The organism is Streptomyces sp. NBC_00647 (assembly GCF_045207245.1).
Classification (GTDB): domain Bacteria; phylum Actinomycetota; class Actinomycetes; order Streptomycetales; family Streptomycetaceae; genus Streptomyces.
Map to the genome: position 1 here is coordinate 8887441 of NZ_CP109040.1, position 15339 is coordinate 8902779.

Here is a 15339-nt window from a genome sequence, read left to right on the forward strand (position 1 = left end):
ACCGCGCGTACGGAAGGAGAGCAGTGTGCCGACACCGCCCGAACGCGGGCAGCCCACCGGGCGCTCCGTGATCGAACCCACGCACATCCAGCGACGCCGCCGTTCCGAGTCCCTGGCGGAACTGCTGCGGCAGGTGCGGGTTCAGGAGGGAATGGACACGGACGACGGGTACGAGCCGGTCGCCGTGCCCGCGACCGCGACACGGCTTCTCCCGCCCCCCGAGGAGGACGAGACCGAGGAACTGCCGCCGGTCCTGATGGGGGAGGACTACACCGACGGCGCGGGGCCGACGGACGCGGGGGCCGGACCCACGACCGGACGCGGACGCCTGTACGGAAAGGGCCACGGGGACGGCCACGGCCTCGACCGCGGTGCGGGGCTGCGCGGCGCCGCGATCACGGTCGCCGTCGCGACGGCGGCCCTGATCGGCTTCGCCCTCGCCCTGCTGGTGCCGCACGGCCAGGACGACGCGTCCCGGACGGGAGCCGGAGGCAAACCCTCGGCAGCGTCCGCCGCCCCGGCCCCCGACGGAGCCGACGATCCGGACGGGGCCGGCACCCTGCGGGAGGGCGACCGCGGCCCCGAGGTGACGGCGCTTCAGCAACGCCTGCTCCGCATCCCGAACGTCTACGACCACGGCAGCACCAGCGGCAGCTACGACGCCGAACTCACCGCGGCCGTCGCCCGCTTCCAGGTCTGGTACGGCATCCGGGGCGACGAGTCCGGCGTCTACGGCAACGACACGCGGGCCGACCTGGAATCCAGGACGGCGACCCCGTAAAGCGGCCGGGGCGGGTGGCGCGGTGACGGTCGCCTCGCCCGCCCCGGCACCCTCCCGCGCGGTCGCACGGTGCCGGCGTCTCGGTGAACTCCCGTTTCAGGCGGTCGAGTTCCCCTGTCCGGATGCGACGGCGTGCCGACGGGCGCGCGGGTGACACCGCCCCCGAAACGCGCTGCGGGCCACTGAGCCGGCGAAACGGAACGTGATCTCGGACTTCCGCCGCCAGCCCCCGTTCCCGGTCAGATCCCCCCAGGATGAGCAGGACAGGCGGAGTGTGAGAACACGGCGGGCGCGAGAGAGCGTGCCGTCGTCGACTCGCCACCCGGGCATCCGAAAGGCGTGGCGTTGATTCTCAAGGGGCGGGCCGGGGAACGCCGTGTCCTCGAAGGGTTCGTGGCCGGAATCCGTGACGGGCTCAGCAAGGTGACGGTGCTGCGCGGAGACGCCGGGATCGGCAAGACCGCGCTGCTGGAGTACGCGGCGGCGGAGGCGGCCGACCTGTGCGTGGTCACGGTGGCGGGGATCGAGTCCGAGAGCGCCGGGTTCCCCTTCGCCGCGCTGCACCGGATGCTGATCCCGCTGGTGGACGGACGGGACGGCCTGGACGCGCTCAAGCACTCCGGCGCCCTCCCACCCACCCAGCACGACGCGCTGCGCGTGGCCTGCGGACTGGCCGACGGCCCGCCGGCCGACCGGTTCCTCGTCGGGCTCGCGGTGCTGACCCTGCTCGCCGAAGCGGCCAGGAAACGTCCGGTGCTGTGCTGCGTCGACGACATCCAGTGGCTCGACGACGAATCGATGGGAGTCCTGTCCTTCGTGGGCCGACGCCTCCACGCCGAAGGCGTCGGTCTGCTGTTCGCGGCCCGCACCGGTTTCGAGGTGCCCGCGGGGCTGCCCGTCACCGAAGTGGGCGGCCTGGCGGACGAGTTCGCGCTGGAACTGCTGCGGGAGGCCGTCGCCGGACAGCTCGACGCCCGGGTCGCGGCCAGGATCGTCACCGCGACGTCCGGGAACCCCCTGGCGCTGGCCGACCTCGGACAGGAGCTCTCCGCCGAGCAGCTCTCCGGCGGACTCGCCCTGCCCGAACCGCTGCCCCTCGGCGGCCGGCTGGAGGCCCACTACCTCCGCCAGGTGCGGGCCCTGCCGGAACCGACCCGGACCTGGCTGCTGCTCGGCGCCGCCGAGCCGGGCGGCGATCTCGGGTACGTCACCAGCGCGGCCCGGCACCTCGGCGTCGACCCCGAGGCCTCCGGCCCCGCCGAGACCGAGCGCCTCGTGGTGCTGCGGACCACCGCGCGGTTCCGGCATCCCCTGGTGCGGTCCGCGGTCTACGGCGGCGCGAGCGGCGGCGAGCGCCGACGCGCCCACCGTGCCCTGGCCGAGGCCACCGACCGCCCGGCCGACTCCGACCGGCGCGCATGGCACCTCGCCGCGGCGGCGCTCGGCCGGGACGAGGCCGTCGCAGCCGAGGTGGAACGGGCGGCCGACCGGGCGGGCGCGCGCGGCGGCTACGCGGCCCGCGCCACCTTCCTGACCCGGGCCGCCGAACTCACCCCACAGGCCGGTACACGCGCCGACCGGCTGCTGGCCGCGGCAGAGGCCGCGCTGCGCGCCGGAGCGCCGGTGCAGGCGGAGTCGCTCCTCGACACCCTCGACGTCGGACTGCTCGACGACGTCGGCCGGGGCAGGGCGCTGCTGGTCCGCGCACACACCATCATCGCGCTCGGCGACGCCGGTTCGTTCGCCAAGGCGCCGGCGCTGTGCCTGAACGCGGCCCGCTTCCTGACCGGCGGAGCACCCGGCCTCGCCCGTGATGCACTGCTCAGGGCCGTCGAACGCGTCATCACCGCCGAACACCTCACGGAAGGGACGACACCGGCCGAGATCGCCCGCGCCATCGAGGAACTGGTGCCGCGGGACGCGCCCGCCACGGGTGTCGACCTCGTGCTGCGGGCGTTCGCCGTCCTGGCCATCGACGGGTACGAGAGCGCCGTGCCCCATCTGCGGACGGCTGCCGCGATGCTGCTCGACCCGCGGACCGGTGACGAGGACGTGCTGCGCGGCCAGGTGCCCGTCATCACCATGACCATGGTCCTGTGGGACGAGGAGGCGCACACCGCCGTCATCCGGCGCGGCGCCGACATCAGCCGACGGGCGGGCGCCCTCTGGCAGTTGGACTCCGCCCTGTACTGCGCCTCCATGTCCGAGACCAATCTCGGCGAACTGGCCGCCGCCGACGACCTGCTGACCGAGGGGCACCAGATCCGCTCCGCGATCGGCGCCAACGACGATGTGTGGGCCATCTACCGGCACCCGGAACTGCTCGCCTGGCACGGTGAGGCCGACGATCTCGACACCGTCCTGCGTGGCTCGATGGAGGCCGGAACCTGGCTCGGCGCGGGCGCCGTCGCGTCCATCGCCCGCATCGGCGCCGTCGTCCTGGCGCTGAGCCGCGGCGACTACGCGCGGGCACGCACCACCGCCCACGAACTGATCGAGCACGACGTCCTCGGCGTGCACTCCCGGCTGCTGCCCCACCTTGTCGAGGCGGCGGTGCGCTGCGGCGACCGCGTGCTGGCCTCGGCCGCACTGCGCACGCTCACCTCCCGCGCCAGGGCGGCGAACACACCGTGGGCGCTGGGCCTGCTGGCTCGCTCGGAAGCGCTGCTCGCCCCCGCCGACGAGTCCGAACCGCTCTTTCGCGAGGCGATCACCCTGCTCACCGGCACCAGGGCCCGCTCCGATCGCGCCGTCGCCCATCTGCTGTACGGCGAGTGGCTGCGCCGCCGCAAGCGCCGGAAGGACGCCCGTGAGCAATTGCGTACGGCCCTCGCGATGTTCGACGGCATGCGGGCCATGGGTTACGCGGCGCGCAGCGCCCAGGAGTTGGCCGCGACCGGCGAACATCCCCGTCGTGGATCGACGGGGCCGCAGCCCGCGCTGACCCCGCAAGAGCTCACGATCGCCCGGCTCGCGAAGAACGGCGCGACCAACGCCGAGATCGCCGCCCAGCTCTTCATCAGCGCCGGCACGGTCGACTACCACCTGAGAAAGGTCTTCCGGAAGCTCGACGTCACCTCCCGGCGCCGGCTCGGCGAGGCGCCGGGGCTCTGAACCCGGAGCCGCGTCCCAGGCGTTGCCCTCGGGCCCGCGTCACAGGCGCTGCCCGCGAACCCGCGTTCAAGGAGCTCCTCTCGGACCCGCGTTGCCGTGGTCGGTCCACCCGTCCAGGCTGCTGGGCGGATCGGCCACGGGGCGGGGACACCGATGACGCGACCCGCGCGCGGCGGTCACGACTACGCGCCGCACGGGATTCGGGGCCGCCCGGTCCCGGCGGACGATCAACCGGTCGGGAATCGTCCGAAGACGGGAGCACCCATGCCGTACGTCACCGCGGCCGACGGAGCGCGGATCCACTACAAGGACTGGGGCCAGGGCAGGCCGGTCGTGCTCAGCCACGGCTGGCCGCTGAACGCCGACAGCTGGGAGGCGCAGCAGCTGTTCCTCGCCGCGAACGGCTTCCGCGCCATCGCCCACGACCGGCGCGGGCACGGCCGTTCCGACCAGACCTGGCACGGCAACGAGATGAACACCTACGCCGACGACCTCGCCACCCTCATCGACACCCTCGACCTGCGGGACGCGACCCTCGTCGGCTTCTCCACCGGCGGCGGCGAAGTCGCCCGTTACGTAGGCCGGCACGGCACGGCACGCCTCGCGCAGCTCGTCCTGGTCTCCGCCGTACCGCCCTTCATGCTCAAGACCGACGACAACCCCGGCGGCGTGCCCCTTGATGAGTTCGACGCGCTCCGCGTCGGCTCCATCGCCGACCGCTCGCAGCTCTACCACGACCTCGCCGACGGACCGTTCTTCGGCAACAACCGGCCCGGCGCCGAGGTCTCGCAGGGTGTCCGGGACGCGTTCTGGCGGCAGGGTCTGGAGGCCGGGCACCGTAACGCCTACGAGTGCGTCGCGGCCTTCTCCGCCACCGACTTCCGGTCCGACCTGGACGCCTTCGACGTCCCCACGCTGGTCGTCCACGGCGACGACGACCAGGTCGTGCCGTTCGAGGTCGGCGGCAAGGCGTCGGCCGCCCGTATCAAGAACGCGACGCTCAAGGTCTATTCGGGCGCGCCGCACGGCATCACGGACATGCACAAGGACCAACTGAGCGCCGATCTGCTGGAGTTCCTCAACTCCTGAGCGGGAGCTACCGAGTCGGCCGCGCCAGGAGAGCGCGACGGCCGAGGCGCACCCGAGCGTGCTCGCCACAGGCGTCCGATGCGACCGGGCGAACCGGCCTGCCCCGGCCCACTGTTACGGGCCGTCGCGGAGGCGGACGCGGTCACCGTTCGACCGCGAGGCCTACAAACAGCGGAACACCGTCGAGCGCTGCATCAACAAGCTCAAGCAGTGGCGCGGCTTGGCCACTCGCTACGACAAGACCGCCACCATCTACCTCGCCGGGCTCCACCTCGCCGCCATCTTCATCTGGTCGGCGAGGTGATCCAAAGGAAACGGCCTAGGCCGGGGCTTCCTTCCTCGGTGTCACGACCCTCGCCGCAGCTGTCCAGGAATGACTCGCCGACATAAGACAAAGCAGTCGGACCGCTGTAACTGGGGTAGTTGCGGTTACCGGCGGGCAGACGACGTAGAGACTGTGGCGCGACCGCAGGGGTGGTGTGATCAGAAGTCCGAGATCCCCGGGTCGTCCGCACTCGGAGCCGGCCACTGCGGACCGGGCCGGGCGGGTGGGGCCGGCCTCGGGCGCTGTGTGCGGACGCGGCGCGCGTGCCCCACCGTCACCGCCGCCGGGACACCGGCCAGGAGGAGGGAGAGCCCCACCGGGAGCACCCCCGTCCACAGCGTCGGTGAGACGTATGCGGTGCCGGACGTGCCGTCCGCCAACCACGCACGGACCGGTTGCGAGCGGATGTCGCCCTCGATGGTGACGTCGAACGACGAGTTGCCGTCGTCTGAGGTGAAAGTGCCCGAGCAGGACGTCGATGTTCCCGCGTTGGCGACGGTGTTGTCGTACGTCCGGCAGCGGGCTTCGGTCACGGTACCGGGCTCGCCCCACAGCGCTGCCCGCAGCTCTCCGGTGAAGTTCGTCAGCACGACGTAGGCCAGAAGCAGCCCGACCAGGCAGGCCAGCGCCAACCACCACGCGGGTCCGTCCTGCTTCGGTTGCCCGTCCAGAACGTCCCCACTCTCGCTCATCCCCCACCCCCCCCCGGGTCGCCGACGGACCTCCATGGTGACCGCTCCGGAGCACTCGCGGAAGCCCTTGTGCGCACCACAGCTGGCTCATCCGGAGCATTGTTCACCGTTGAGAGGCAACGTTGGAAGGGTTCACTGACAACGACCGTGGCGACGGGTCCGTCGCAGGTCACCGCCACCTCGGCCGCGAGTCATCGAGTGCTGGCTCAGGGTGAACAACTTCCTGCGCAACAAGTCGCCCTCGAGCTCGTCCAATCGACGACGTCTGAGCGCTCCGCTGCCGCCAAAGCCAGCTGTACCGACTCCCCCGCTTTGCGCTGAACCACAGCGGAAGCGATCACTACCCATTTGACCTGTCAGAAGGCGAGAGAGGGGGGAGGGTCAGCCGCCGAGCGTGTGGCCGAACTCGGCGTCCTTCTCGGGGGCGCCGAGCTTCACCGGGCTGAGCGTACCGGCGCCCGTCGTGGTCAGGCCGCTCGCGGAGCCGTAGAGGTTCCACAGGGCGCCCGAGTCGGCGAAGGCACCGTCCTCGCCGGGGGCCGTCGCGGTCAGGTCCGCCTTGCCGTCCTTGTTCAGGTCGGAGAGTCTCACCTGGCGGCCGAAGTCGTCGCCCGACTCGGAGACGCCGGGCACGCCCGCAGTGGACTGGTTGTAGGCGATCGCGCCCTTGCCGGTCATGCCGCCGGCGGCCTTGGACGCGCCCTTGAGCAGGATCACCGCGCCGGTACCGGCGGCGGCGTCGAGGCTCTCGCCGGGAACGCCGACCGCGACCTCCGCCTTGCCGTCGCCGTTCACGTCACCGGCGCTGAGGGACGCGCCGAAGGCGTCGTTCGCCTCGCTCGCCCCGGGAACCCCCGCGGTGGCCTGGGTGATGACCTTCTTGCGCGTGCTGCTCGGCCCGGTGGAGCCGCCGTACTGGATGGTGATGCTGCCCGGGGCGGAGTCGATGACCTCGGTGACGGAGCCGATGTCGCGGGTGATCAGGTCGCCGTAGCCGTCGCCGTCGACATCGCCGACGGTGCCGCTGTACGCCGTGCCGAGGGCCTTGGAGGTGTGGCCGACGCCGGTCCTCGACCCCTTCCAGAAGCGGGCCTCGTGTTGCATCTCCTCGAAGCCGTGCGTGGTGACGATGTCGTCGACACCGTCGCCCGTGAGGTCACCGGTGATGAAGGAGCGCAGACCCGAGGGGCCGTCGTCCGTGGTGATGCTGTCCTGGGTGCGCGTCTTGCCGTCGCGGGTGAACGGGCCGTACTGGATCGTCATCCCGGAGACGTCCGGGTCGTCGCTCGGGTCGGAGTTCACAACGAGGTCGCGCTTGCCGTCGCCGTTGAAGTCACCGAGAGCGAACTCGGAGTACCGGTACGGCAGAACGGTGTTCTGGCCGGTAAGGCCGTCCTTGGAGCCCCAGAGCACGGTCGGCTCGCCGTCGTCGCCGCCGCTCGCCACGAGCAGGTCGGTGTACGAGTCGCCGTCGAGGTCACCGGGGAGCGTCTGGACACCGAAGGCGAAGGTGCCCTGGAGGTCGCCGGGGACGCCGGGCGTGGCCCGGCTGATCATCTGGTGGCGCGCCGTTCCGGGCCCGGAGGCGGTGCCGTACACGACCGAGATGTAACCGGCCTTCTCCACACCGCCGACGGTGCCGAAGGGCGCCGCGACCGCGAGGTCGGCGTGTCCGTCGTGGTTGAAGTCGGTCATCGGCGTGCGGGGCGGCACGGGCGCGGCCGACGCCGTGCCGGAGGTGGCGAAGAGCGTGAGGGGGGTCGCGAGCGCGGTGACGGCGATCGCGGCGGTGAGAGTGCGGCGGGGCACTGTGCCTCCTGTGCGGAACGTGTGTGACGTAACGGGAGACGGACCACTGCGAGTGAAGGTTGTACACCGCAGGAACTCCGTTGCGAGATGTGAAGATCAAGGGGGATTTGGTCAACCGACCCTGAGCTAAATCAAGAACGGCGCAGTAGGCGCAGCGCGGGTGAACGTGACCCCGCCCGCATCGAGGAGACTCGCCAGGCCATGCTTGAAGCCCTCTCGAGATCATCTGACCAGCAGAAGACGGACGGCGCCTCCTAACGACCTCGTGCACGGTTGGCCGTGGCTCGGCGCCTGGGTGGCTCGTTGAACTGTGCATGGTGGGGGCTGGGGCACGTGAGCTGATCGTGGCGGAGGACCGGGTCACGGGGTTGTCGCCGGGTGTGATCGCTGAACTCATCGCTGAGGTGGGGCCGTTGTGGCACGAGCAGTTCAGGCTCGGCTCACGGCTCGTCCGCGAAGGCGGGCTGTGGGAGCGGGGGCGAAGCAGAGGTTCGTCTTCGTCTTCGTCGACCGGTTGCTGGCCACGCTGGTGAACCTGTGGCATGGCACCACTCATGACGTGCTGGCCTGCTGCTTCGGCGTGGACCGCTCAACCATCACCCGTGCCATCGGCGAGGTCCGGCCGCTGCTTGCGCGCCGCGGCTGCACCGTCGCGCCCGGCCTGCGGCTGAAGCAGGCTGCTGGCGGTGGCCGCCGCGCTGGACCTGGGGCAGCCACCGCCGCACGCAAGGTCTGACGACCTTCCCCGGGGGTTCGGCGGGATTGCAGTAGGTGATGAGTGCCTCGGTCGGGGTCCCCGCGGCTTGGGATTCAGGGATTTGGGTGAGTAGGGCGGCGGTGGCTGTGGTCACGGCGGTGGCGAGGGTGATGACTGCGGCGACTGCGGTGGCGGCGCGGGTGAGGGCGGTGGGGTAGGTGGCGCCGTCCGTGCGGGCGAGTGTGGCCGTGCTGGTGGCTGTCAGCAGCGCGATGACGATGACGAGTGTGGTGATGAGGAGGGCAATGGCGACGGTCACGGCAGTACTTCCTGTACACGGTGGGGTGTTGGCGTGACCGAAGGGTGCGGAAATCGTGCGCGCCGTAGTTCGCCGGGACGAAGATGAACGCCGGTGGACACATCACGGCCCGGGGGCGAGCACGTGCGCGACGAGCAGTACGGCGACAATCCGGCACTCACTGAATTACGCAGGGCGCTGGATGGCGGGCTGGCTCGCATGCGTTTGGAGTAGAAGGCTCTGGCCGTCCGGGCGGGGCTGGGGCGAACGACGGTGTCGCAGGCTTTCCAGGGCGATGGGCCGGTGCCGTCGGCGCAGACTGTGGCCGTGCTGGCTCGCGTGCTGAAGTTGCCGGCCGCAGAGCTGCTGACGTTGCAGCGGGACGCGGCCGGAGTCGGCGGAGGTGGGGGCGGTGAGCATTCGGGGCCGGCAGGCCGATTGGGGAGTGGGAGCCGCACGATTTGGAGGTTCACCCCCGCGGGGCCTGGACAGATTTCAGGCTCTGGTGGGTCCGGGACAAGGGCGCTGCCCGGATACGTGGAGCGCGAGCACGACGGGGTGCTGGCCGAAGCGGTACGGCGTGCTGCGGCTGGCAGCAGCCGGATTGTGGTCTTGGTGGGTACTTCGTCGACCGGGAAGACTCGGGCCTGCTGGGAGGCCGTGCAGCCGCTCGCTGAGAAGGGATGGCGGTTGATCATCGTCGTCCGACACACGGTCGGGCCGCGCGGACAGGGGGTGTCTCGGTCTTCCCTGCTGACGCGGGGTGTTCCGGCCGACTTCCGTGAGCTCCTCACCCACGAGGTCAGGGTTCTGGCCGGCGTCGTGTCCAGAAGGGTGTGTCCCAGCGTTGTTCGATTCCATAGCAGACGGTTCGCGCCTGGAGGTACTCCCGGTGGACCGCCTCGATTCGTTCGGCGTACCGCTGCAGTGGCCGGGGCGCGCCGTCCGCGTCCGCGCGCACGGCGTCGGCCGCTGAGATGCCGGTGGCCAGGGCCGTGGTGATGCCGCGCGCGGCGATGGGGTCGCAGGCCGTGGCCGCGTCGCCGACCGCGGCCCATCCCGGCCCGGCCGCGGGACGGGCACGAGCGGTCGAGGCCCGCGTGATCAGCAGATCGACGGGAGGGGGTGTCGCACGGAGGCGCAGGCGGGCTCGGACATGTGTGGTCGCGGTGAGCTCCCGCCACCAGAGCGCCGGCTGGTGCAGCGCGTACCGTGCGACCACGTCGGCATCGGTCACTATCATGACCAGGGCCGTGCCACCGGGCAGCGGTGCGGTGTACCACCAGCCCAGAGGCACGGACTCCACGAGCGATGTCCGCGGCACGTCCCCGTGCGCAGCACCCAGCGGCAGCCGAGTCGCGAGTGCGACCAGTCGGTCGTCGCGTCCGACCTGTGCGCCGACGCGCCTGGCGACGGCGGCACTGGCGCCGGTGGCGTCGATGACGTACCGGGCGAGTACGGTCTCGTCGCCGAGCGAGATCCGCCAGTGCCCGGCACGGCGCTCCAACGCCCGGATCTGACAACGGCGTTGCCCGACGCCTGCGTCACGGCCCGCCTCGAGCAGCACGCTGTCGAAGCGGAGGCGGTCGAGATGCCACCCAGGGCCGTGAGGGTCCAGGCGGAAGTCGGTCCGGGTGAGCGTGCTCCCGCCCCAGGCCGACTCGTTCCCGTGACACGGCGTGTGCGGTCCGGCCGTCACCCGGTCCAGTACGCCGAGGCCCTCGAGCAGAGGCCGGGCCCTCGACGAGAGGCTCTCGCCGGGCTTCCAGTGTTGTCGCCGCCCCGGGTCAGCGACAACGACCGTGGCGCCCTGACGCCGAAGGGCGAGGGCGGCCGACGCTCCCGCCGGTCCGCCCCCCGCGATCAGCACGTCACAGAACTGCGACCGCGCGCAAGCGAGCATCAGTGGACGGCGCCCATTCCGTGGATCGTCGGCAGGCTGACGCCTTCGGCTCCCGCCATGGCGCCGTCGAGCGGCACCACCGAGGAGAGCAGGACCCGGGCCTGCGGCGGCTTGAGGTCCGGGAGCGGGCAGCCTGCGCCGATCCACGCGACGGTGATCTCCCGCCCGGTGCGGGTAGTACCGGGCACCACCACGTCGAAGGCCCTGCCCATGGCGTTGGTGGGAGCGATCAGGTCGGTGACGAAGGGGCTCGCCTCAGGGCGGCCGGGCTGCACGAGCCGGTTGTCCGGGTGGGCGATCGCCGCCAGCAGCGCGCCGGTCGGCTGGGTGAACCACCAGGCCACCGGCCCCGTCCGGGTACGGGTGGGATCCGCCGGGTCGGGGCCGGTGATGACGGCGTTGGTGTGGGCGGGATTGCCCGCCTGGCGGGCACGAAGGAATTCGACCAGCTTGGTCATCGCGTCGAGCGGCGTCAACTCGGGTGGTGGGGGAGGCGCGGTGAGCGACCGGGTCCACAGCCGCCACAGGTCCAGTTCGGCGTCCGTGAAGACCTTGTACATGGGGCCGGTGAACGCGGTCAGTTCGAAGAAGGGGCTGTTCTCCGGGTCGCCGGGCTTGATGAGGCCGGAGTCCTGGAGTTCCTGGAGCAGTCCGGAGGGGTCGAGGAACCAGTCGTTCAGCCTGGTACCGCCGAGCAGCTTCGCTCCGTGGTTGCGGGAAGCGTACGGCGCCTTGCGGACGATCAGGTCGATCAGCCGGGCTTCCGGGGAGGGCGGATTGAAGAGAAGCTCCGCCAGGTCGTTGCCCAGCGTCCCGGTGTTGGCGAAGGCCACGTAGCCGTTCCAGATCCGCTGCCAGTGGTGCTGAACCGCCGCGTCCCCGCCTTCGTTGTAGATCTCCTCCAGGTATTGCACGACTGCGTCGCGGGCCTTGGCGCCGTGCCCTTCCGCCGCGTTGTCGATGCCGATGTGCATCGTGTAGAACTGCGGGTCGATGCCGTGGTACTCCATCAGCTTCACCGTCGGCTTCAGCGCCAGCACCTCCCATTCCAGGTTCAGTGTCATACCGAGCAGCTCGGGGAGGTACTCCTGGGAGTGCTGGGAGATGGCCAGTTCGAACGCGGCGACGGTGTAGGCCGAGTCGAGCATCTCGGGCAGCATGGCGAACGCGTAGGAGTCGACCGGCGGCAGGTACACACCCACGCTGTGCAACAGGTCCGAGTAGAGGTTGGCGTGGTTCAGTGCCGGGTTGCCGTTGCCCATCTCGTCGACCCAGATCGCGAACAGCAGCGCGTGGACCTCGTTGGTCGGCCCGGCCGGAGTGACGTTGCGCAGCCAGGCTCCGTCGAGCAGGTTGAACGGCGCGAGCTGACGGAGCCGCTCGATGACGCTCTTGCGGCTGTACAGGGCCAGGCCGTCGTCGGCCTGCTCCGCGTCCATCGAGAGACCGGCGTAGATGAGGTCGAGGCGTGACTCGAGAGCCTCACGCGAATACCGGAACGGGCGCAGCGTCAGGGGCAGCATCGGGTTGTTGTGCTGCTCGGACTCGGCACGGTCCAGCACGGCCTTCGCATAGGCCTTGGCGGCCTTGGCCTGCTCGGGGTAGCGCTCCGGGTGCTGAAGCACGTAGAACCACTCGCGGTCGCTGAGCCCCACCTGGTCGGCCCGCTCGGTCTCCACCAGCACCGTCTCGCCCGTCGTGCCGGCGCGCGCGACCACGAAGCCCAGGGTGCTCCACTTGTCGACCAGGTCGTTGTCCCCGGCGTGGTCGCGGGCCCTCTGCCAGAGGCGGTTGACCCGTGCGTCGTAGTCACTGTCGCTCTCGCCCGGCAGCCGGTCCAGCTCCGGTTTGTACACCACCTGGAGCCCGACGCCACGCGCCCAGGGCTGCCGGCGCACCTCGTGCTCGGGCAGTTCCCCGGCGGCCGTGGCCGCCGACTGGATCAGACGCTGGTACTCCTGCTCGGGCAGGACGTCGTCCGGGCGCTGGGCCGGCCACCAGTGCGTGTTGCACTCGTAGAAGTCGGCCTGCCATGGCACCGCCATGTACTTGGTGACGTCTCCGGGCGCCAGCCCGTCGCGCAGCCGGAAGGGACCTGACCAGGTCGCGGGGTCGTCCGCGATGAACGTCATCTCGATGCCGGGGAAGAAAGGGCCCCCGACACACGCCTCCAGCGCGGCCCGGACCAGTGCGTGCGGCTGCTCGGCCAACGGCAGATCGGCCAGCCGCACGGGCAGGGGACCGCTCGTCGCGTCGGCGACGAAGTCCCCCGCGGCCCAACGGCGCATCCGCTCGTACTGCCCGGCGAGCAGCGTCATCCACCTGCGCGGATTGCCCTCGAACGGGTCGCCGCCGTCGCCCGCGAGCTGAGGCATGAACGTGTAGTTGGCCTGGGTCACGTCCTGCGCCCCAGGGGTGCGCAGCCGGGTGAACACCTCGTTGCGGAACGACGCGTCCTCGGTGGCGTTCGAGGACAGCCGCGCCAGGCGCTCCTCGTCGACGAAGTCGCCGCGGGCACCTTTGCCGTGTCCCCGCAGGGCGTTGCCGTTCACCCACCGGTAGCCGCAGATGCGTTCGAGCAGGGGGAGGATGTCGCGGCTGAAGGTCACGTCTTCCGCCGCCGGAAGCCAGCCGGCCTGTTCGGCGACCTCACGGGCGACGTCGTAGAGCGTCACCAGGTTGGTGACGTCCGGGGCGAAATCCGGGGGCCCGACGATCACCCACGCGGGCGTGACGGGGACCGCGCGTCCACCGTCGACGGTCACGGTCGCCGTGACCGGCCCGTCCGAGGTGTCGTCGAACCAGAAGTCGTTGTTCGCGTAGTGCACGAGGGGGTTGTGCCGCTTCACGGACTCCGAGCGGCCATGTCCGCCCAGTACGAGGAGTCGTCCGGCCTCGTCCGTGCGCAGCTCGCCCAGGGCGACGGGCGTCCCGAGGAACGTTCCCGTGTCGAACCGGGTGCCTGCGCCGTTCATGTTCGGCCCGCCCACACTGCGGGGCCCGGGCTTGATGACCAGACCGGCACGCGCCTGCGGGTCGGCCGGGTCGATCTTCGCGTTGCGTCGGTTGGCGGGCTGGTCCGACTGGTTGAAGCGTCCGTTGAACCGGTACCAGTCCGCCTTCGCGTTCGCGAGTTCTACCGTCCAGCGGACCTGTGCCTGCGCCGCGGTCACCTCGCCGAGCACGTTGTGGTCCTTGTCGTACGCGTAGAGGCGGAAGCGTGCCGCCTGGCGCTTGACGCGTCCTTCGGAGTCCTTGAAACCGCCTGGCGGATGAACGGCGACGCCCGGAGCCTCGGGTCCCACGAAGAATTCGGCAGGACTGTCTCCGACACGCGCGACACCGAGCGTGGGATGGATTTCGCAGTATGCGACGTCTTCGATATTCACGTTTACAGGGGTTACCACGCGGAGAGGAATTCGACACTGGCATATGACAGAGGCGGCCACCTTTCACACCGGTGGCTGGGCAATCGAGTTACCTGTGCGTGGGAGAGACGCACGGCTGGGACGGCTGCAAGGTCGCGCTACCGGCCCGCGCCTTCACGAGAGGATCACGGACATGACGGAGGAGGACTCAACGACGGGGACCCAGCACGCGAAAGGTTCCTCGACTTCTCGGCTCAAAAGGCGGACAAATGCACCATCGTCTCCACCGCCCACTTCGCCACGGGCCTCGACCTGATCGTCGAGGTCAACACCACCGAGGTCATGATGACCCAGCCCCCGAGAACCGAGGACTTCACCCGCTCCGGTCAGCAGGGCATGCCGGCACCGGCTGAACTGCCGAAAGACCAACATCGGAGCGGGGAGACGTCGTAGGCGGCCGGACTTGTCATCTACCGTGATCAAGATGTGCATGACGTATTGATCACAACTCTTCATTTCCTCCCCGCACTTGTGGAACGTGGGGTCGGCGAACCGCGGACGTACTTCGTCAGAGTCGTTCCCGCACCATCCCTGAACCCGCAACGCGGACGCGGGGCTTTACGGTCGACGACGAGACGGGCTGCGCTGCTCGGCGTGCCGCTCAGGCCCGTCATCCGTGAGGACGACGGGCCTCTCCCGATCCCAGCTCAACCGCGATCGTCGCCACAGGCGTCGGCCTTCCTCACGCGAGTCCTACCCATCTCGACGTATCCACGGATAGTGTCTCGGGCCTTCGGCTGGTAGCGAAGGTCGGTCTCACTGCGCACCCACTCCTTGCCGTGGCTGTCAACGAACGCCAGGTATGCGAAGTTGGTCCGCGTCTCCGAGTAGTGCTCCCCATGCTTCCGGCCAGCCCAATTCTTGCTGGCGTACAGGGATACCTTCCGGGTGTCGAAGACCTCCTCAATACACGGAGGTAGACCACTGGCCAGAACGCCGACGTAGAACCCCTCGCAGTCCTCCCGAACTCCGAAGTAGACGTTCGTCACCGGGGCGAGCGAGCGAGCGGTTCGGGACGTGGATCTCAGTCTCCTCGCCCGACTGCGACGCCCGCAGGCAGTACGAGACCGAGGCCAGGTGCGCGTGCGCGTGACGCAGCAAGCGTGTCTCGGAGGCGAAGCCGAGCCGTGCCTGCGCGACCGTCAGGCGGCGGGCTCGGCGTCCGTCCACCTGGGTGGTCTGCCCATCCACCGGTGCGCCCGC

At 70.5% G+C, this 15339-nt stretch carries 9 protein-coding genes and 1 pseudogene; 4 read left to right on the forward strand and 6 right to left on the reverse strand.

The features are described from left to right. Positions 1–25 precede the first annotated feature (25 nt). The 4 genes and pseudogenes from OG788_RS38965 to OG788_RS38980 form a co-directional block, all read left to right on the forward strand. The gene (locus tag OG788_RS38965) at positions 26–781 is read left to right on the forward strand and encodes a peptidoglycan-binding protein (protein ID WP_406375671.1); all 756 of its coding nucleotides are present in this window, start codon (positions 26–28) and stop codon (positions 779–781) included. A 339-nt stretch (positions 782–1120) separates the two neighbouring features. Then, a complete protein-coding gene (locus OG788_RS38970; RefSeq protein WP_406375672.1) occupies positions 1121–3895 on the forward strand; it encodes a LuxR C-terminal-related transcriptional regulator in 2775 nt (924 codons plus the stop codon). A gap of 264 nt (positions 3896–4159) precedes the next feature. Then, complete coding sequence (locus tag OG788_RS38975) at positions 4160–4984, forward strand: alpha/beta fold hydrolase (protein WP_406375673.1); 825 nt, start codon at positions 4160–4162, stop codon at positions 4982–4984. A gap of 157 nt (positions 4985–5141) precedes the next feature. Beyond that, positions 5142–5288 (forward strand): annotated as a pseudogene (locus OG788_RS38980) (IS5/IS1182 family transposase); the annotation flags it as partial. Between the two features lie 179 nt (positions 5289–5467). On the opposite strand, the gene OG788_RS38985 reads toward OG788_RS38980, so the two are convergent. From OG788_RS38985 to OG788_RS39010, 6 genes are all read right to left on the reverse strand, one after another. Further along, a complete protein-coding gene (locus tag OG788_RS38985) occupies positions 5468–6001 on the reverse strand; it encodes a hypothetical protein (protein WP_406375674.1) in 534 nt (177 codons plus the stop codon). Between the two features lie 381 nt (positions 6002–6382). Further along, on the reverse strand, positions 6383–7810 hold the full coding sequence (locus OG788_RS38990) for an FG-GAP-like repeat-containing protein (protein WP_406375675.1): 1428 nt from the start codon (positions 7808–7810) through the stop codon (positions 6383–6385). Positions 7811–8406: 596 nt separating this feature from the next. Continuing rightward, on the reverse strand, positions 8407–8826 hold the full coding sequence (locus OG788_RS38995) for a hypothetical protein (protein ID WP_406377044.1): 420 nt from the start codon (positions 8824–8826) through the stop codon (positions 8407–8409). Between the two features lie 781 nt (positions 8827–9607). Next, a complete protein-coding gene (locus OG788_RS39000; RefSeq protein WP_406375676.1) occupies positions 9608–10708 on the reverse strand; it encodes an NAD(P)/FAD-dependent oxidoreductase in 1101 nt (366 codons plus the stop codon). Further along, positions 10708–14097 carry a LodA/GoxA family CTQ-dependent oxidase gene (locus tag OG788_RS39005; RefSeq protein WP_406375677.1) on the reverse strand — a complete coding sequence of 1130 codons (3390 nt, stop codon included), beginning with the start codon at positions 14095–14097 and terminating at the stop codon, positions 10708–10710. The genes OG788_RS39000 and OG788_RS39005 overlap by 1 nt, the downstream gene beginning before the upstream one ends. Before the next feature lie 686 nt (positions 14098–14783). Further along, positions 14784–15125 carry a hypothetical protein gene (locus OG788_RS39010; protein ID WP_406375678.1) on the reverse strand — a complete coding sequence of 114 codons (342 nt, stop codon included), beginning with the start codon at positions 15123–15125 and terminating at the stop codon, positions 14784–14786. Positions 15126–15339: the final 214 nt, after the last annotated feature.